General features: G+C 46.8%; 22 protein-coding genes. 19 read left to right on the top strand and 3 right to left on the bottom strand.

Translation table 11 applies throughout. The features are described 5' to 3' along the window. Positions 1–60: 60 nt before the first annotated feature. Entirely contained in the window at positions 61–294 is a 234-nt protein-coding gene (locus tag L4D19_RS22455; protein ID WP_428454331.1) for a hypothetical protein, read from the bottom strand. 297 nt (positions 295–591) lie between these two features. On the opposite strand from L4D19_RS22455, the gene L4D19_RS22450 reads away from it, so the two are divergent. From L4D19_RS22450 to L4D19_RS22415, 8 genes are all read left to right on the top strand, one after another. After that, entirely contained in the window at positions 592–1,428 is an 837-nt protein-coding gene (locus L4D19_RS22450; protein ID WP_428454330.1) for a BrxR family transcriptional regulator, read from the top strand. A 112-nt stretch (positions 1,429–1,540) separates the two neighbouring features. Continuing rightward, on the top strand, positions 1,541–3,046 hold the full coding sequence (locus tag L4D19_RS22445) for a DUF3375 family protein (protein WP_428454329.1): 1,506 nt from the start codon (positions 1,541–1,543) through the stop codon (positions 3,044–3,046). A 1-nt stretch (position 3,047) separates the two neighbouring features. Then, entirely contained in the window at positions 3,048–3,728 is a 681-nt protein-coding gene (locus tag L4D19_RS22440) for a DUF4194 domain-containing protein (protein WP_428454328.1), read from the top strand. Next, entirely contained in the window at positions 3,721–7,074 is a 3,354-nt protein-coding gene (locus tag L4D19_RS22435) for an ATP-binding protein (protein WP_428454327.1), read from the top strand. The genes L4D19_RS22440 and L4D19_RS22435 overlap by 8 nt, the downstream gene beginning before the upstream one ends. Next, positions 7,067–8,284 (top strand): Wadjet anti-phage system protein JetD domain-containing protein, encoded by a 1,218-nt coding sequence (locus L4D19_RS22430; protein WP_428454326.1) that lies wholly within the window; start codon positions 7,067–7,069, stop codon positions 8,282–8,284. Before L4D19_RS22435 ends, L4D19_RS22430 begins: the two co-directional genes overlap by 8 nt. A gap of 569 nt (positions 8,285–8,853) precedes the next feature. Next, on the top strand, positions 8,854–9,153 hold the full coding sequence (locus tag L4D19_RS22425) for a hypothetical protein (RefSeq protein ID WP_428454325.1): 300 nt from the start codon (positions 8,854–8,856) through the stop codon (positions 9,151–9,153). Between the two features lie 20 nt (positions 9,154–9,173). Then, positions 9,174–9,668 (top strand): hypothetical protein, encoded by a 495-nt coding sequence (locus L4D19_RS22420; RefSeq protein WP_428454324.1) that lies wholly within the window; start codon positions 9,174–9,176, stop codon positions 9,666–9,668. Between the two features lie 59 nt (positions 9,669–9,727). Continuing rightward, a complete protein-coding gene (locus L4D19_RS22415) occupies positions 9,728–10,330 on the top strand; it encodes a P-loop NTPase family protein (RefSeq protein ID WP_428454390.1) in 603 nt (200 codons plus the stop codon). A 26-nt stretch (positions 10,331–10,356) separates the two neighbouring features. Here the strand turns inward: L4D19_RS22415 and L4D19_RS22410 are convergent, their stop codons facing one another. Beyond that, positions 10,357–12,240, bottom strand: a complete 1,884-nt coding sequence (locus L4D19_RS22410) for an NACHT domain-containing protein (RefSeq protein ID WP_428454323.1) — start codon at positions 12,238–12,240, stop codon at positions 10,357–10,359. Between the two features lie 326 nt (positions 12,241–12,566). On the opposite strand from L4D19_RS22410, the gene L4D19_RS22405 reads away from it, so the two are divergent. The 11 genes from L4D19_RS22405 (at position 12,567) to L4D19_RS22355 (ending at position 18,148) form a co-directional block, all read left to right on the top strand. Further along, a complete protein-coding gene (locus L4D19_RS22405) occupies positions 12,567–13,418 on the top strand; it encodes a major capsid protein P2 (protein ID WP_428454322.1) in 852 nt (283 codons plus the stop codon). 12 nt (positions 13,419–13,430) lie between these two features. Beyond that, positions 13,431–13,700, top strand: coding sequence for a hypothetical protein (locus L4D19_RS22400; protein WP_428454321.1), 270 nt, complete (start codon positions 13,431–13,433; stop codon positions 13,698–13,700). After that, positions 13,697–13,849, top strand: a complete 153-nt coding sequence (locus L4D19_RS22395; RefSeq protein ID WP_160657061.1) for a hypothetical protein — start codon at positions 13,697–13,699, stop codon at positions 13,847–13,849. The genes L4D19_RS22400 and L4D19_RS22395 overlap by 4 nt, the downstream gene beginning before the upstream one ends. Beyond that, the gene (locus L4D19_RS22390) at positions 13,849–14,052 is read left to right on the top strand and encodes a hypothetical protein (RefSeq protein ID WP_428454320.1); all 204 of its coding nucleotides are present in this window, start codon (positions 13,849–13,851) and stop codon (positions 14,050–14,052) included. The genes L4D19_RS22395 and L4D19_RS22390 overlap by 1 nt, the downstream gene beginning before the upstream one ends. Beyond that, positions 14,052–14,462: a hypothetical protein gene (locus L4D19_RS22385; protein WP_428454319.1), complete on the top strand. Its 411-nt coding sequence runs from the start codon at positions 14,052–14,054 to the stop codon at positions 14,460–14,462. The genes L4D19_RS22390 and L4D19_RS22385 overlap by 1 nt, the downstream gene beginning before the upstream one ends. Then, positions 14,462–15,073: a chemotaxis protein gene (locus tag L4D19_RS22380; protein ID WP_428454318.1), complete on the top strand. Its 612-nt coding sequence runs from the start codon at positions 14,462–14,464 to the stop codon at positions 15,071–15,073. The genes L4D19_RS22385 and L4D19_RS22380 overlap by 1 nt, the downstream gene beginning before the upstream one ends. A gap of 197 nt (positions 15,074–15,270) precedes the next feature. Continuing rightward, positions 15,271–15,888 (top strand): hypothetical protein, encoded by a 618-nt coding sequence (locus L4D19_RS22375; protein ID WP_428454317.1) that lies wholly within the window; start codon positions 15,271–15,273, stop codon positions 15,886–15,888. Then, positions 15,885–16,982 (top strand): hypothetical protein, encoded by a 1,098-nt coding sequence (locus tag L4D19_RS22370; protein WP_428454316.1) that lies wholly within the window; start codon positions 15,885–15,887, stop codon positions 16,980–16,982. Before L4D19_RS22375 ends, L4D19_RS22370 begins: the two co-directional genes overlap by 4 nt. A gap of 107 nt (positions 16,983–17,089) precedes the next feature. Beyond that, on the top strand, positions 17,090–17,491 hold the full coding sequence (locus L4D19_RS22365; protein ID WP_428454315.1) for a virion protein: 402 nt from the start codon (positions 17,090–17,092) through the stop codon (positions 17,489–17,491). Positions 17,492–17,591: 100 nt separating this feature from the next. After that, positions 17,592–18,005, top strand: a complete 414-nt coding sequence (locus L4D19_RS22360) for a hypothetical protein (RefSeq protein ID WP_428454314.1) — start codon at positions 17,592–17,594, stop codon at positions 18,003–18,005. Between the two features lie 2 nt (positions 18,006–18,007). Then, positions 18,008–18,148 carry a hypothetical protein gene (locus L4D19_RS22355; protein ID WP_192928708.1) on the top strand — a complete coding sequence of 47 codons (141 nt, stop codon included), beginning with the start codon at positions 18,008–18,010 and terminating at the stop codon, positions 18,146–18,148. Positions 18,149–18,175: 27 nt separating this feature from the next. On the opposite strand, the gene L4D19_RS22350 is transcribed toward L4D19_RS22355, so the two are convergent. Beyond that, on the bottom strand, positions 18,176–18,658 hold the full coding sequence (locus tag L4D19_RS22350; RefSeq protein ID WP_428454313.1) for a phage protein: 483 nt from the start codon (positions 18,656–18,658) through the stop codon (positions 18,176–18,178). Positions 18,659–19,218 lie beyond the last annotated feature (560 nt).

The following is a 19,218-nucleotide window of genomic DNA, read 5'->3' as shown; positions in this document are numbered from 1 at the left end:
TACAATGTCTCTCTTCAAGGTCGTTCAGCCTGCTCAGTGAGAGGCGGCAGAGCAGGGAAGTCAGGATTTCTTCCGGCTGCCGGCTTTAAATTGTTCGGGATGAATCAATACCGGGTTTAGCTGTTCAAGTTGCCGGATTGCCCGCTGCTGGGCGGTCCGTTTCGGCGCTTTCTTGCTGCGCCCGCGTTTTTGTTGCTGCTCGAACTCTTCCTGCTTGGCCTGGGCAAATTTCAGTACCGCACCGAGGCGCTTGTTGTACGCAAGCGTAATTTTTATCTTTATGATTTCAAACACGAATTAGTGGAAGATAGTGTGTTTATATAGACACAAGCATGTACACCTCCTGACTTTTCACACTAAGGATTGGTTTGAAAGCTGCTCAATAGCATTGCTCCATCGTGTTCTTGGTGGAAAAACTAGGTAAGACTCATTGATGGTATTCAGCCGAAACTTGGAAAGGTACTGCTGGATTATGTTGATGGTTCATCACATTTGATAAACCCAATGATTGTGGATTTATAAAAAGCTTCGAGCTCATCAGATAGTTATAAGCTGTTCACTGGGGCTCAAGTAATAATGAGAGTTTAGAACATGGAAGGTATAAAACGATTACAATTAATTGAAGCTTGCTTGTTATGGGAAGGTGGTGTGAACGCGAGAATCCTACAGGACTACTTCAGTATCTCCCGCACGACAGCACAGCGCCACATTGATGATTATAAGTCACAATACCCACAGAATGTTGTAGGATACAATGGTCATTTGAAGCTCCATCTTGTCAGCGACGCATTTACACCTCAGGTCACGCGTGGCGACTTAAAGGAGTATCTGTCGTTTTTTGGTACAGGTCATGATGAGTTCTTTGAGACTAAAATCGATAATCCACTGAGCATCGAACTATTGCCGACACCTACTCGAAATATCGACCCAAGACTCATTCGTTGTGTGATAAAAGCATGTAGAGAGCAATTACGCTTAGATATCGGCTATTTCTCAGTCACAAGTGGCGTGAATGAATGTCGTATTATTAGTCCGCACTCGATCGTATTCGATGGGATTCGTTGGCATACCAGAGCCTGGTGTGAAAGATCTCAATCGTTTAAAGATTTTGTGCTGTCGCGGTTCAACGATGTACCAGTCTTTGAAGATTCGGCAACACATTTCAAAGCTGATGATAAAGAGTGGAATACACACGTTGAACTCAAACTTCAGCCAGATCCTCGTTTATCTAATGCAAAGCGCCATAGCATTGAGTTGGATTACCGTATGACCAATGGCCAATTGGTGATTCCGTGTCGTGCTGCATTGATTAAATACCTCATTCAGAACCTACGTTTGGATGCATACAATCAGAACCCAGAAGGGCAGCAGATCATTGTTGAGCCACATTGTTGGGCGGCATTAGAACCTTACCGTTTTAAAAGTTAACTGTTTAAAAGTTTTACATAGACAAAATCACAGTATTGAGTTGATGGACCAATGCGTTGATATTACTCATCAGATACTGTGATGTGCTGAGTTAGTGGAGAGTGAAACGCATATGCATACCGAACTGAAACTCAAGCTCGACACCTTTGCCCAACTAAAAAGCAACGTGTCGTGGGATATTTTAACCCGATCTAATTCTACATGGGTGTTAGCGCTATTATCGTTTTTGTTTGAAAAGAAACCCCGCATCCAGCGAGAAGAGTTTTATGCTGAGGTGAAAAAACACCTCAATAAGATGGCTAAGGTATATGAAAATATCCAGGCGGATCACGCCCATTACATCAATGATTGGTTAAATCATGGTTACCTCGCAACCTACCAATACAAGCAAGGTTTAGGAGATGGTGAATATGAAATCGGCTTTACCCGCGAAGCGCAGCTTGCAGTGGATTTTGTTCAATCACTGAACAATAAAGATATCATGCTTAATGAAAGTTACATGCAGATGTTAATGTCGCAGGTACATAAGCTCAATATAAGCACATCAGAGGATAATAAAGAGCGTTTAAGAGACTTAGAAAACCAGCAACGCCAGATAAAGCGTCAGATAGAAGCCATAGAATCAGGTGATATTGAGATTGTTGACAATGAAAAAGCGGTGCGAGATTTCAAGACAATTATCCTCTTGCTTAGCAGTTTAGACAGTGACTTTATTCAGGTCAGTAATGATGTACGGGATGTGAACTCTGAAATAATAAACAAAGTCATCAATATGGCGGAAGATCAAAACAAAGGTGCTATTCTTGATTTTACCTTTGACTCGCTCGATGAGCTTTACTCCAAGCCCAGTGGCCGATCTTTTGTAAGTTTTTGGGAAATGATGAAAAACTCGCGCTTGCAGTCACAGTTTGAAAACGATATTGAATCATTACTTTCGAGACCGTTTATCACGGAAGTTTCAGCAGAAGAGCGTAAAGTCCTACAAAACTTAAGTCGCCGTCTCATGACAAAATGTTTGTCAGTATCTGATGAAACTGGCGTGGTATCCAAAACCTTAAGCTCTTTTGTTAGATACCACCAAGACACTACGGTGTTTGCGCTGAACCAGAAAATCAAAGATGCGATGAGCACTTTCATAAATGTAAAAGATAGCTTCTCAATTAAAGATGAACTCTTAGAAATCACACTACCAAAATTAGACAAACACCAGATAAGTGCTGTTGAACTTTACATGGATATTGGTGGCTTTCCAGAACCGGATTACTCCAATCCTGCGATGACCTTAAAGGAAGCTAAAAACCTTGTTCCGGAAACAGATATCAACTGGCGCAGGCTAATCTTCACAATTAACACTAGTTTAGCGAACGCCTCCGATAAAAAGATTGGTATCAAACTCTCTGATATAACAGAGAAATACCCCATTGAGTTTGGCCTTGCTAGCTTCATAGGCTATCTGGTTATTGGTGATAAATACGGAATCATCGATACCTCACAATTTGAACGCATTCCATATGAGTTCATCGCAATTGATAGTGATACACCAATTAGGAAGTACGCGCTAATACCACTGATTTACTTTACCAGCACTATTACTAGGCAAGTTGATGAGGTGTACTGATATGGATAACACAATAGATATGGATGCTTCTGAATCACAAACACTTGTTTCAGTACCTGAGGCAATCGAAACAGAAGAAGTCGAGCATGAGTTAACAACCAATGAAGATCTGAGAGCTGCATACCAAGCATTGTCACGCGGAATTATCTACGCCGATACACAACAAGCGTTGTACACCATTATTTCGAACAATGAGAAGCTGCTGAATGAGCGATTTGAATTTGATGGTGCCCGCCTACTTATCAACACAACGTTTAATTTTGCTTATCTCACAACGCTTAAGAATGAGGCTGGCGAGTCACTCCCCAACCTACTACGCACTTTAAGACTCAATAAATACGACTCGTACTTGTGGATTTTCCTGCGTAGCGAATTTGATAAGGCAATGCGAATGAGTGGTGAGGCCATCATTCAGGAAAGTGAAATCATTGCTCAGTTAGAGCAAATTGAGCCTAGCTCCGTACAGGATAAACGAAAACATGACAGAGCGATGAGCAGTGCGATTACCAAGTCACTCGAAAACAGTGTCCTAAAAAAGCTTAAACTCATGAAAAATGACGAGCAGCGCTACCTTATTCGCCCTTTAATTTCGGTCGCAATTGGTGCCGAACAAGTGGATACATTCCTAGCCCAATTTTCCAACAAACAGGCTGGTGCAGTGGAGGATGAGATCAATGGCTGATTTATTCCAAATGTACGAAGATGAAAAGTTTCATCTAGATAAGTTTCAAATCTACAACTGGGGCACCTTCAGTGGATATCACAGCTTCAATATCTCAAAGCTTGGCACTGTCATTACTGGTCAATCGGGTGCAGGAAAGTCGACTATTCTTGATGCAAATTCGGCATTACTAGTGCCATCGGGTAAGCGTCGTTACAACCTAGCGTCAACTAATGATGGAAAGAAGCGCTCCGATCGTAACGATGTGACCTATATGTTGGGTGCATGGAGTAAAAAAGGCGATAACAACAATCAAGAGAAAACACAGTTTCTGCGTACTGCACCAAATTATTCGGTTCTAGCTCAGACCTATAAAAGCGGTGATGGTCGCACGGTGACGATATGTCAACTCATCTACCTCAATAAAAAATCGACGTCTCAGGATGATATCAAACGCATTTATTTGATCATCAATCGGGATTTCAGCATCAAAGAAATCAAACGTTTTGAGAGCTTAAAACAGCTAAAAGCACTATTGCCACCAGCCAATGATTTTCGTTACTGCGATACGCCGACAGAGTACTTCAATCTGCTGCGCGAAGAATTAGGTATTGATTCCGAAAAGGCATTATCACTGCTGCATAAAGCGCAATCGGCGAAAAACCTAGGTAACATCGATGCATTTTTGAAAGATTTCATGATTGATGAACCCGAGACTTACGATGTCGTAAGGCAAATGTCCACACAGTTCATCAACATTAATCAAACCTATGAGCACATTCGATCACTGGAACGCCAAATAGAGATACTGAAAGAGGTTGATGGTTTTGAGAAAGAATTGGTTAACTTGAAGCTTGATGAGACAAAAGAAACTTTAAATCGCGACTATCGACAAGATTACTCTGATCTGCTCAAACGAGATATATCAAAACGTGTTTCCATTCAGCTTGAAACTGACATAATGCGCCTTAACGCTGAAATAGAATCTAAGGATGAAACATCAGCTAAGCACAATCAAACACTAATCGATCTAAACGTTGAATATCAGTCTGCAGGCGGAGACGCTATCGCTAAACTAAAAAACACACGACAAGATATTATCGATTCTCAGCAAGGTATTAAAACTACACTTGAACAATTTAAAGGTGCTTTGAAGAAATGTGACATACCGTCTGATATCACTGATGAGCAATCTTTCGCTGAAGCTTTAGCAAGCTGTAAGAAAAAGGAACGAGAACTAGAGGGCGTTTCAAAGTCATTGTTTACCGACGCTGGCGACGCTTCGGTAGAGTTGAAGGATCTTAAGGAGCAAAAGGAAAAGGTAGAAACTGACCTCGCACTCATGAAAGATTCAAACTCCATGATTGATGGGCATGCAGCACGTATTCGTAACGAAATCTGCGAGCACCTTGGCTTGAGTATTGATGACTTACCGTATGCTGCGGAGTATCTGCGCGTTAAAAGTGAGACGCAATGGACAGGCTCGATAGAACGTTTGCTGCACAGCTTTGGCTTGACCTTACTAGTAACCGATGAGCACTTTAATGAGGTCACTGAGTTTGTTAACTCTCATCACTTAAAAGGCGTCTTGCAATACAATCATGTTGAATCACTCAACTACCAACACGCTAGTAATCTACATGCTGATTCTGTAGTGAACAAGCTCGAATGTAAGTCAGGTAATTTATCCGGTTATGTCACTGCAAAAATTAGTGAGTTATTCGGTGATTATCGCTGCTTTAATGATATCAGTAGTTTTAAAAACGAGGCAGTCAAGGGACTGACCAAGGAAGGACTTATTCGCCAAGGTGCTCGTCGCTACAGAAAAGATGACCGTTTTAACATCAATGACAGGGGGCGCTGGGTCCTTGGTTGGACTAACGAAGAAAAGATTGCCTCTTTGCAATCCCGATTACATGACCTTGAAACAAAAATTGAAGATGCACGACAGAAGAAAGAGCAGGCCATCAATAGTAATACTTTGAACAACCAATCGATGGTTCTTATGCAAGGACTTGCGAAGGTTAAGTTCAGCGATATTGACTTACTCGGTGCCTGTAAACGTGCTGATGACTTAACAAAGCAGATCTACAATCTCGAAAATGGTAACGATAAACTCAAATCTCTTAGTGATTCTATAGAACAGACAACTAAGGAGAAGAAGTCGATTGATCAAGTGATAGTTGATTTAGCTATTAAGCGAGATAAGCGAGAAACTGAGAAGAAGAACGCGGAAAACCTTATAACGGAAATCGACAATAAAGCGATCGTTGTTATACCTAACGAAGTTCAATCAGCACTTTCTGAGTTGTACAGTGTGAATACAGATACAGCGACACTGAGCGTAGTCTTGCAAAAGGATGAAGCGGTTAAAGATAGTATTCTTGGTTCGCTTAAAACCATCAGTACCAGTATTGGCAAAGTAGAGGCCTCAATTCGACAGCGCTTAGAGCGCTTTGTAAATCGATTTCCAGAGGTGGAAGCTGAACAAGGACTGAAATCAGACCTTGATGAGTTGATCCACTTCCTCAATTACTACGAACGCATCACCAATGAAGATATTGTGCGTTTCAAAAAGAAATTTGAACATTTATTGAATGATACCTTAGTTAACCATGTTACAGGACTTCGTAATAAACTGGCGTGGGCGCGTCAGACGATAGAGGATCGACTAGAGGAAACTAATGAAGCATTAAGTACTGTTGACTACAATAACGGGCGCTACTTAAAAATCGACTTCAATACGATAGCGAATCAAGATGCCGCGCAATGTAAGTCAATGCTAAAACGTGTCACAGAAGACTTAGCTGATATAAGCGATGCAGGTAAAACTCGTCGATTTAACGAAATCAAAGCGTTTATTGATCGCTTCAATTCGAGTGAACCTGCTGACAAAACCTTTATCCAGAATGCACTCGATATTCGAAAACAAATTAGCTTTTATGCCAAAGAGATCGACCCAGAGAACCCTGAAGTCAATGGCCCCATACACGGTACAGACGGTGAGCTATCGGGCGGCCAAAAAGAAAAGCTTACCGCAACGGTCATGGCAGCAGCGCTTCGTTTTCACTTAACAGGAGACAATCGAAATATTCCTACGTTTGCACCAATTGTTCTGGATGAAGCCTTTATCAGAACGGATGCTAATTTCACGAATACAGTTTTGAATGTCTACAAGAAAATGGGCTTTCAATTAATCATTGGAACGCCAAATAAATCTCTAACGGTTATCGAACCATTTGTTGATAACGCGATTAGCATCGGCATTGAGCAAGAGAAACACTCATACATGCGCGATTTGGAAATCGGTTATGACGAGGAAGAGCGCTTTTACATGAAGCAAGGTGAATTATTAACTGATGACTAGCTTTTCACTGACAAAAAAAATACGCACACAGGACGATCCTCTGCACTGGTTACCTGATGTATATCTCGATCTTTTGAAAGCTTATTGCACGGACTTATTAACCAATAAACCCTACATGCTAATAGAGCTATACATAAATGAGCGGGAGCTACCAAAGTTCCCCATCATGTCAATGACTACACAAGTCTTTGAGGCGAACATCAATCGGTTAACAGAGTTTTACACTGCGTGGAAAGAGCATTCCCTTAATGAGTATGCGCAATGGCAATATAGGTGCTTTCAGAAGTGGGGTAATCAACGCTATCCAAAAGAGCTAAGTTTTGAAAATTTCGAAACACTATTTCAACTAACCGGTTTACTTCCTGCTGTTGCTCAAGTATTGGATAAGTACAAAGCACTTATATTGTTGAATGAGCGCTTATCACTACTTCCTAAAAAATGTGGACAATGGTTTGTTAAAGCTTCGATGAATGATATTAACCACCTGACAAACACTGTTATATGGTTTCTTGATAATCCCAATAGTGGTTTGTATATGCGACAAGTAGATGTTGAAGGCGTGCACACAAAATGGATAGAGCAGAACATTACGCCATTATTCACCGCTTTAAAACTAATTAACCATGACGATACAGAATTGAGCTTTGAAGCCTATACTGGGTTAGTCACGCCACCGGCAACTGTGCGCTTTAGGCTAATAGGCAGTGAACTCGATGATTTCTTTCATGGCGCAACCGATATCATGATGCCTGTTAAGGACTTAAACATCATTGGTAGCAAGCTTGGTCCACTCTGTTCTACCATTGTAATTCTTGAGAATGAAAAGCCAGGTTTGTACTTCGATAACATAAAACAGGGAATGTGTATCTTTGGCTTAGGTAATGCCGTAACCATGCTTGAACACGTCGACTTCATTAGGCGATGTCCCAACATCTTATATATCGGCGATTTAGACATTGAGGGCTTGTATATACTGAATCGACTGCGCAAACGCATCCCCCAAGTAAAATCTCGCTACATGGATAAACAAACCCTCATTGAGTACGACGCGTCAGCCGTTAACTACACACCTAAATATACAAATGAGTCATTAGACGGTCTGACAGATAGCGAGCGTAAATTGTTTGATTATCTAAGCGAGATACAAGGCACTGATAGCAACAATCGTCTAGAGCATGAATTTATTAAGTTGGCAGATATGTTGCAGTGAAAATTAATCCGCTGTATGAAAAATAGCCAGGTATAAAAAAGTAGCACCTGAAATTTCGTGCTTACAACATACTTCCTTTGCCGACAGTCCTACTTCAGCTTCCTTTAAAATGCCGATGATTTGTTCTTTTTTGCAATCTAACTAAATGTTAGTTTCGCTCGGAGTCGGAAAGTAAGTGCTACTGTTAGCCTGAAACATAGGGCTCAAAGATCAATGTATGGTTTGAATGTTGCCCTTGAAGATCTGACTCATGACACATGTCTTTTACCCGAGATCAACCAAAAGCCGTAAAGTCACACTGTTTATTAGGATTGTACGGCTGTCATTGAGAGTCATCGCTATGGGGGATAGCAATGATACAAGGCTTTCCGTTCCTTGTAACAACAACTTTTCGCCAACAGCGATTCTTGAAGTTACGAATCACTTTGTTTAACTCGCGTTGAAACCGGCTTACCGGGATCTCAATTTCAACCCCAACACTATGATTTTTCATTCAAAAATTGGCGGTATGCGCTGTGCTTGCGGTGAGGTGATGACGCTTCACCAAGCGCAAAAACTTCCTGTACTCGATGTGTGATAACTGCGGCACCGACCAGCGCACCGGGAAGCGTATTCAGGCTCGTTTCTCGCAATATTTCGCCACCATGGCCGAGCTAACGGCCAGTGAAGAGGCAGACAAAGCCGAGGGTAAACCGAAGGCAGCCGAACCGAAGACAACACCCGCTGACAGCAAACCGATAGCTGAGCCGGAGCAAACCGAAGTACCAGCCGAACCGGAACCGGACAAAAAGCCGAGCGCATGGCGCGTGATACTCACCGGGATCATTCTCGGCGGCCTGACGGGCGGCGCAATTACCCGCTTATCGTAACTAAACCAAAGGAAATAGGTATGGAAACTGAAAACCAAGCCGTCAATGACGCCGAACTGGGCGACAGCACGGTTATCGAGACGCATTCGGAGCAAGACGAAAAGGCGTTTTTGTCGTCACTGGATGATGATGCTCAGGACTTTGACCCGGCATCCATTCAGGCCAAGGAAGACAACCAGAAGGTCGAAACCGAAGCGGCCGCCGGAATGGTGTTCATCGGCCTGATGACCGTCGAGCAGACCATGAAAGCCATGGTACACCCGGACTTTGCCTTTGACCCGGAGCAGGCCGAAAGTGTGGCCTATAAGGTCGCGCCGCTCATCGTGAAATACGGTGGCAACCCGCCGCCATGGCTGGCGGCCTACATGGACGAAATCATGGCCGTTGCCGCCATTGGTATGCTCGGCTTCTCCAGCTGGATGCAGGTCAAGCAGCTCAAGGCTGCCGATATTGCCGCCGCCAAGGAGAGGGCCAAGCAGGCCGCCAACGATGATCAGCAACAGGAGGCCGCTTGAAACTCCAACCTATCAACCAGAACAATGCGCTAGATAATCACCATGCGTATGCGGTTGGTATGTCAGGCTGCGGGAAGACTTCCGCAGCCAAAAAGCTGTTTATCAAGTCAACCGACCAAGTCGCAATATTCGACCCGCTCAATGACTACGAGGGCAAGCTTGCCGGGCGAGTCGTCCGTAGCTATGACAAGCTCAAGGACTTTGCCGCAGCGCTGATTGCCGGACGTAAGACCAACCGGGGCTTTAAGATTGCCTATGCACCCAAGTACGAAACCACCGAGGCCGACTTTGACAAGTTCTGCTCGGTGGTCTGGGGCGTGGGGAATGGCAAGCATAAAAAACCGCTTAAGGTGATTTGCGAAGAAGTGGCCGAGCATACCAGTACAGCAGGAAAGGCAACCGGGTACCACGGCAAGATTCTGAGGCTAGGGCGCAAGTTCGGCCTGCATTCCATCAACATGTTCCAGCGCGGGCAGGAGGTATCAAAAACCATCATTGATAACTGCCAATATGCTTGCGTTATGATGCAAAAAGCCGATGACAGCGCCCATTACTTACAGCGAAAAACGGGGATTCCAGCAGTAGAGATAATACCGCTGCAAAAACTTGAATATATTTTGCAGAATGGAAAGTTGTGGAAGAAAGGTATAATAAAGTGGTAAAACACCGCCCCAAAAGGGCGGTGTAATTATAAGAAGGAAAACACATCAGTTAAAGCGTTATTTTGACCCTCAACAGATTTAATTGCCGGAGTGTATAAGGATTCATAAAAGCATTCCAAACACACTCTATAAACTTCCTTTACATCATCGTAGAACCCAGCCTCTTTAGCTAAATCATATATATTAAGAAAGGAAACAGTTGAGTCATCATATCCTTCATCATCTACAAATACGTAATCCACAACTGTAGCATGTCTTATTTTATCAAGATTCAACCCCTTTAAGGAACCCAGCCGTTCAATGTGGTAAAATAGTCTGTTATTTGTTTTTACATACGCATTAAGCTCTTTACCTACCAATTTATCAAGCTTCCTAACTGGCAGAGAATAATCCATCCATTCCATTTCAAGGAAAAGAACTCCACCATCTGGCATTTTTTTGTAATAAGCACTTGAATCAGACATCGCATCCATTAACGTGCTTTCAATATAAGCATCTGGATCTTTTAAATAACTATCAATGCCGATATGTTTAAAAACTTCAAGAACAAACATTCTTGTGTAATCTAAAGCATCTATATCTTTCAAAAAAAGAATGACATTATCAAATGTGTCAGCGTCTATCGAGCTAATTAAATGATTGTAAAACTTCTCTTTTTTGTCTGATGGTAGCGTACTGATAAACAGCGCTGAGTGGAACTCTTGAATTGATTTATGAAGAAAAACATATCGGTCATAGCCATCATTTTTTATTAGGCAGGTTATGTTGCTTATATCATCTATAAAGTTACAGCTATCATTCAAACTTAAATTTGCAATCTTAAATGCGTTTCCCGTTAACTCTAAAAGTCTCGTTTCGGTGAAGTCAAATTCACTTTTATGAATACCTTGAAAACAAATCGAGGAAAACAAATTCAGGGCTTCAATCGATGAAACTTTTGACTTTCTCGGCCTCGAAAAATTTTTTAATTTATCGTGCTTATGATAAAGAGTGCTAAAAAGCTGTCTATAAAAATCCACCATGGTTTCTGGTATTGAATCCCAGTAGGGGTAGCAAACAAACAACAAGTTAACTAATATTGGGGTTTGTAATGTTTCAGCAAGAGCTGTATTACTTTCAATTAACTTTTTAAGCTCCTGATATTCTTCATTATCACTAAGTCTATTTAAAATGCTTAATATATCAGCCTTGCTTAAGCTCTTTACTTGCATGTTCACTATTCCAATTTCTCTACATATTTCAGTGTCAGGCCTTGAAGTAGAGATGATTGGGCAACGATATCTGTTGTTTATTATTTTAAGGTTATCTAAAACCTCTTCACGTAATTGTGGTGAAACTTCATCAAACCCGTCGGCCATCACAACTACCTTACGTGTTTTCAGTAAATAAATTAGTTGCTCAGAACTACAGTTAACGCCAAAGTCTACTAGTTGCTGCCTAATATAGGCAAATATATCACCATCGGTAATTCTTCTTAGCTCAACAAATATGGGAATTCTTTTTTGGGCTTTTATTTCTTCCAAGAATAGCTTTCGTAGAATTGTACTTTTACCTTGGCCCGCTATACCAACTAAGTTAATAATACCACTATGTGGCAATGTAAAGCCGTCACTAACAATAAAATCAGTAGACTTTTTATTCCTACTGTTAACACTTGAGATTGTTAATGGAAAGTAAACCTCATCAAGGAAGACATCAGCATCAGGGCTGTGCAGCGTTCTCATTTTTAGATTTTTATAGGCGCACTTTGAAAGGTACTCAGTACGAATATGTGTAAGGTTTAACTGCTCTACAATCTCTTTACCTGACTTTAGTTCTCCAGGCCAAGCTGAGTTTAACATTCTTTCTGTTAACACTTTAAAAGCTTCTGATAAAACTCCAGAGCCTATAGTTACTGCCATTCCATCCATATCGTAATACCTTTCATAAATCAGGGTGAAACAATACATCACCACCACCGTAAAGTAATGTTTTTTTTAGAAATTAATCACAAATCAAACACCCCGCAAGCCTATAGGTTTACGGGCTTTTTTTCGTTTGCCTTAAAGCCGAACCGCCTGCTTTTCTAACCGGACTTAATTCGAGTTATTACCAAACAGAGAGCAAATAACATGAGTGCAAAAACGAAAGGCTATGTGATTACGGCTGTGATTGCGTTGGTAGTCGCCGGGGGCGTTGTCTGGGCATCCAACAACGTTGACGCTGTCGATGAAGTAATCGGTTAAGGGAGTAAGTCATGGAATTACTGAATACTCCTTTCGCACCGCGCCCCAAAGAGCTTGACCCGGTCGAGGGTGTTGGCTGGGGCAACCGTGCGTCATTGCGTCTGGTTGCTGGCCCGACGTACCACAGTATCGAGCTGGTGACCGATATTCTCGACCCCAAAGATATCGAGCGCGTCGAGGTAACGCTTAACGGTTCGCCCAAGTACAGCGTCAGCGGCGAAACGCTGGTCGAATTGCAGGCCCACCGCAAGAACTACGCCCAGCCGGGACGCTATATCCTGTCATTCGGTGACCCGACGCTGCGCACCAAAATCGGCGTCCGCCAGACCGACCTTGTCACCTTGGGCGGTGAAATCTGGTTTGTGTATATCACATTGAAAAGCAAACCTGCTGTAGACGGAAACGGCAAGCAAATTCTGCCGCCGTCTATCCGTGCCCGTGCCCACGTGCTGCCTGCACAGAGCGTGCGTTATTACATGCCGCGCCTGTATGAAATCACTTGGCATGCTGCCGCCACTGGCCGCACCCCGTTTGATTTCTCCGAGCGCAGTCCGGCCCTGAACCTCAAGCGCATCCATTTCAAGGATAACTCTATCGAGCGTGTCCGCGTCCTGCGTGACGACTACGAAGAGTTGAACGTTATCAAGGAAGATAACGCGTTTGATTTGGCCCAGTCGAAAAAAGAGCAGTGTGCGGGCTGGTTCAGCCTCGACTTTATCCGTTATGGCTTCGGTGCCGATGGCATGCTCAACACGGCGGCCCGCAAACAGCTGGCCTTCGAGCTGGACAAAAATGCCGTGGGCAGTGTGCCGGTGATTGTCGAGGCCGTGGAGCAGGTGAACGCGTTGCCGCAAGCGGCATAAGGGGCGGGAGATATGCTTGACAGCTTAGGTGAAAGCTTGGGCGGCCTGACCGATTCGATTCTCGGCGGTGGTGAAAAACTTATCGACTCTTGGTTTGACAACGAGGCCGACAAGGTCGCGTCGGCCGCACCGGAAGAAAACCGTACCACCACCCACGAGGAGCCAGCACAGCAACCGACCGGGCAGCCAATCTACCCGGTGAACGCCATGCCAACCAACCTGATGTTTGGTGGCTTTGCGCTGTTGATGCTGTTCATGTTCCTGATGCTAAGGGGGAAATGATGCCATTACTATTCTGGCCGTTGCTCGCTGGCACCGTGGGCTTTGTCGGCGGGTTGTTCACGGGTGAGGCGTTCAGCCGCACCCTCAAAATTCTGGTTGCCGTTGTGATGGGCCTCTGGCTCTACAACATCGTGTGGGGGAAGCGGTAATGATGGGAATTCCGGGCATTACCAATTCCGGCTCGATGCCGATTAACGCGGGCGGCGGGGCTGCCGGACCATCTGGTGTTAAAGCCAATAACGAGTCCGGCTTTCGTGTCGGTGATATCAACATGGGCGGCGGCAGCTCGAACCTGTTGCTGCTGGTTGTTGTCCTTGTGGGGATGTGGTTTCTGATGGGCAAGGGGGGCTGATGCGTTTTCAACTGATACGGCCCAACCGTGCCGACATCAATGCCCAGTTTGCTTTGTTGCGTCCGGCGTTCAACGGGGTGAATCAGGCCAAGGCGGAGTTTGATTTTTGCTGTGATGCAGTAAAGCGCAAACAGGCCAGCCTGTACCACCTCAAGGGCAAAGGCGTCTCGGTCCGCTTCGTGGGTATGGTCACGGATGACAATAGTTACCTGATTCTGGCGATGACCGGGCGCGGGCTGGTTGCGGCCGCCCCGACAATTATTGAGGCGGTGAAATCGCAGGGCTACCGCCAAATCAAATATCACACCGTGCGCCGGGGGATGACTCGTATCCTCACGCGATTCGGGTTTTCAATCACTGACAAGACGGCCCATGACACCGTGTTGTCCTTACTGTTGGAGGGCGACTGATGGGAGGCGGCGGCAAAAGCTCAAGCAAGAACACCACGACCACAACCAATACCAGCGGCCAGAACGCTATTGACGGTGATAACCTCGGCGTGGCGATTTCCGGTGTCAACGGCTCTAACATCAACGTCAATATGACGGACCACGGAGCCATGGCACGGGCCTCCGAGTTGGGCGAGCTGGCATTGACCAGCAACACCCAGGTGACTAAAGCGGCGCTCGACAGCAATGCCGATGTATCCAAAGCGGCCTTGAAAATGGGCAAGGAAACCGTCGATTCGGCCATGAGTTTCGGCCGCGATGCACTGGCCTCGAATGAGGCGGCACTCGGCAAGTCGTTTGATTTCGGTCGGGATGCCCTCAAGGCCAACGCCGATGTATCGAGCAAGGCAATGAAACACGTCACCGACGCTCACGGCCACAACCTGCAAATGGTTGCCGGACTGGCGGGCAACCAAGCCGCGCAGAATGCCGAGAATCTGGCCGCGATTAAAGACCTTGCGGCGATGAAGGCCGACGGCGGACAAGTTGCCACCTCCAAGCAGATGACCATGACGGTCGGGCTGATTTTCTTCTTCTTGGCCATGATGGCGATTTTCGGGGGTAAGAAATGACATTTAATCGTGTAATGCAACCGCGCCAGCAGGAGCAGTTTCAGGCAATCGGGGAGTTCCTCTATATCGAGAGCTGTCCCGATACCGTGCTCATCCGCACCGAGCGCGGCGAGTACCGCCTCAAGCCGGGCGCTCAAATCATCGACAGCCAGTTAACCGGGCGGATTACGGTCGAGAACTTGGGCGAGGCCGGGGCCGTGTCGATTATCTGCGGTTTCGGCCGCTATATCCCGCCGACGGACGGGCAGAAAGTCGATGTTACCCAGATGCCTGCGGTGGTGTTCGCGCCGGGGCAGCAGGTCGATATTGCCAGCCCCGTGATGCTGGCAGACGGGCAGGTGATTGCTATCTCACAGCTGCCGAAAATCCAGCTTGCCGATGGCCAACAGGTGACCGTGTCACAACTTCCGGCTATCCAGCTAGCTGCCAATCAACAACTGGCGGTGACGCACTTGCCGGATGTTGCACTGGCTGCGGGCCAGCAGGTCGGGGTTACCGAGCTGCCCAAGGTCAAACTGGAAACCGGGCAGGCGGTCCGCGTCTACGCTACCACGCCGCTACTGACCAAGCCTGTCGGCGGCGATAGCGTTGCCAGCCAAGTGCTGACGCTGGCTGCCGGGACCGCGGTACTGGCAAAAAATACGTCACGCTGTCACGTTTTGGTCAAAGTGCCGACCACCAACAGCCACGCCGTGACCCTCGGCAGTGACTGGGAGCTGACACCGGGCGAGCCACTGAAACTGGAAACTACCGCCGAGCTGGCCTTTGCCGGGACGGACGGCGATACCATTCAAATTATCGAGGTGAGCCGATGAGCACACTAAAAGACCAGCTGCCCGCGGGCAGCGCACGCAACAAGATTGAGTTTCTGGCCGAGCTAATGGAAATGACCGTTGCCGAGCTGTACGAGAAAATCGCCGGGCTGGGCGGGGCCGAAAACCTGCTGGTCAATCCAAAGTTCAATGAGGGCTGGACGTCGCAGTCCGGTGCCTTGGCGCACATGGTCCGCAGCATGCACATGACCGCAGGCGTGAAGCCGGATTTGTCCATGACCGTGGGCAACGGCCGCGGCTCGATGCTGGTTACCAATGGCTGGGCCATGGAAGTGCCTTTTGACAAAACCCAGAGCTATCCGGCACTGGTTGCCAACGGCCGCCCGATGAGCTGGAAACAGACCGTCGACCGAGAAAGCGGCGCGTTACAAGTACTGTGCCGCGACTTTACCCTGTATCAGGTGGTCACGGTGCCGATGAACGGCATGGACCATACAGCACTGAAAGGGCGCTTCACCCTGACCGGGGTGAAAGGTTCGACGGTCACCGTGGGGATTGCCAAGCTGAGTCCCTACAGCAACAGCATGGACTTGAGCTGGCGATATGGCGAAAACACCTACGTCATGGACAAAGACCATCATATCGATGAGCCGATTACTGTAGAGACCAAAAGCGTCGATTTATACCAGTATGCCCGCTCCGGCCCCGGCATGTTTGCGCTGTTCCTCAAGGTAGAGAACGGCGGCAGCGCGTATATCTATGACGCGGCGCTCTGGCATAGCGGGGTGCATGGCGACAGTCCGGCCCGGTTTATCAATCGCCGTCAGCCTGACAGTTACGGCCATTTCATTGACAGCGCCCCCTTATCCGGCGCTGCCAAGTTTGAAACGGTGGCACCTAATACCGTCAAGTACAGCTTCAAGCGCCATTTTCCGTACATGTACGACCCGAGGCAGCATCTGATTATCAACTGCCGGGACTACAAGAGCGCCAAGGTGACGGACATCAAGCCGGATTCGTTCACCATCGAGTTTAGCCAGGCGGACTACGCCAAGCTGAACGGGATGAACGACTTCGGGTATAACTTCTGGCTGCAATACAGCTCGATGCCCGTCGGACTCGGATTTTACCGATGAAATGGCTCTTGGCGTTGGCCCTCGTATTACTTTGGCTCAACAGCCGCAATCAGGCCGCCCGTCCGGGTGGCCTTTCATGGCAACACCTCACAGGGATGACTGACACTATGGCATCAGGACAAAACCGCGGGATTCGCAACAACAACCCGCTCAATATCGAATACAGCAAGCGCAATAACTGGCGCGGGCAGGTCGGCAGCGACGGCCGTTTCTGCATCTTCGAAGATGATAAATGGGGCTTCCGGGCTGCGACCCGTGTACTGCGCAGCTACCAGAAGCGCGGCATCAACACCATCGAGAGCATCGTACATACCTTTGCCCCGAGCCACGAGAACGACAGCAACCGTTATGCCGATTTGGTTTCTAGCTGGACGGGCTACGGCAAGCATGACTTGCTCGACGTGCGCAACGACAACACCGCCGCGGTACTGATTCAGGCCATGGCGCGGATGGAAGTCGGCCGCCGCTATACCATGGGTGAAGTCATGGAAGGAGTCGCGCTGGCATGAGTCCTACAACCAAAGTGATTGCAACCAAGATTGCCGTCAGCGTCGCCGGGATGGTTATCGGCGCGTATGCCATCAAGGGACTGCGTTCTGTGGGGTGGCTATGATTGGGCTGATCACCACATTGGTTTCCGGCGGCATCGGGCTTTTCCGGCAGCGGCAGGATAGGCGGGCCAAGGAGCAGGAACGGCAAGACCGTATCAGCGAGGCCAAGACCACCTCGACCATCCGGCGTATTGAGCAAGGTGATACCAATGCCGCCAAGCTCGACGAGCTGAGTATTGCCCAGCGTGGTTGGAAGGACGAATATCTGCTGGTCATTACCACCGTGCCGCTGGTGTTGTCCTTTGTGCCGGACTATGCGCAATATGTGGCGCTCGGGTTTGAGGCGCTCAATACCATCCCGGAGTATTACTGGTACGGCTTGGGCATGGTCTATATCGACACATTCGGCTTCCGGCGCATGGTGCGCGTGGCGGTCGAGCGCTGGATTGAGCAACGGTTCGGGAGCGGCTGACAATGGCAGAACTACTGAAAGAGCTGGCAAGCATGGGAATATCGCCCGATAGCGTGGTCATGCTGCTGTTTCTGTACCGGATGGACAAACGCCTGACGATACTGGAGACAGTCTGGAAACAGATAAACGCCAAAGCCGCCTGACTCAGGCGGCTTTTTCATGCCCGGAGGCTAGGGAAGTCGTTGTGCTTTCTTGGCTGCCGCTTTGGCCTGTGCCTTGCGGTAGGCCTTTTTCTTTTCCTTTGTCACAGTGTCACGTCTCGGCTCTTTAATTCGTCGGCCACCGCGGAACGGCAACGGGGTTACCACATGGGAGCGCCGCGGGATGTAGTCCAGCTCGTACATCCGTTTCAGCGTGTGGTATTCGTCGAAACGCAGTGCCCAAGACATCAGCTCGCGCGGGCTGAACCGACGGCCGTCCGGGGTGACAATCACACAATATTGCTCGTCGATACGGAACCCGGTCCAGCGGGTATCATCCGGCAGATAGCCGCGGGCGCGGATCACCAACAGTTTCTCGGCCATCGGGTTGACGTCCATCCAGCCGGACAGCCAGCGCTTGACGGTGACGGGCTGGACATGAAACCACGCCGCAGCTTCGGGAATGGACGTGAAGTTCTGCCAAAACAGTTTTACAAACGATTCGTGGAGCATGAAGTACCTCGCAAAAATCCTAGCCAACAAAAGTTTATTCCGATTAATGAAGGGCTTGCTGATTGGCGATAGCAATCAATTGCGGCAACTAAGTCACAGCGGCGTTGAACAAGCTTTTCATCAATGACAAAAACTAACGCGTGGCGCGCGGTTTAAAAACACCAACGTTTGAAGATAACTAACTGTTTCCAGAGACTTTTTACAGGTAAAGGCGGAAGGTTTCCGGGCTGACCCAAACCATGTTAAAAAAGTACACCCGAGTACGCATTATGTATATTATGTTAAATAGGGTATTCGGTATTTATATCCAAACAACTATTCCCTAACTCTCTTTCCCCTTTGCCTTTTTGCAATACTCTCTTTGCTTTTCTAGCACTGTACAATTTAACAGTATTGGGAATTTACCATAAAATAGGTAATTAACACCTATTTTTAAGCACTGCTGCAAATGTTCAGTTTGCCTGGTGATTCAAAATCAGCTGTTAATTACAGCTTGGTTTAATCGAACCAAGCTAGTTATTTTTAATTCGAGCAAACTAATGATGACGCTAAGCGTGTTT

This window comes from Photobacterium kasasachensis (assembly GCF_050336885.1).
Classification (GTDB): Bacteria; Pseudomonadota; Gammaproteobacteria; order Enterobacterales; family Vibrionaceae; genus Photobacterium; species Photobacterium kasasachensis.
This window is presented reverse-complemented; position numbering and strand designations above follow the sequence as displayed.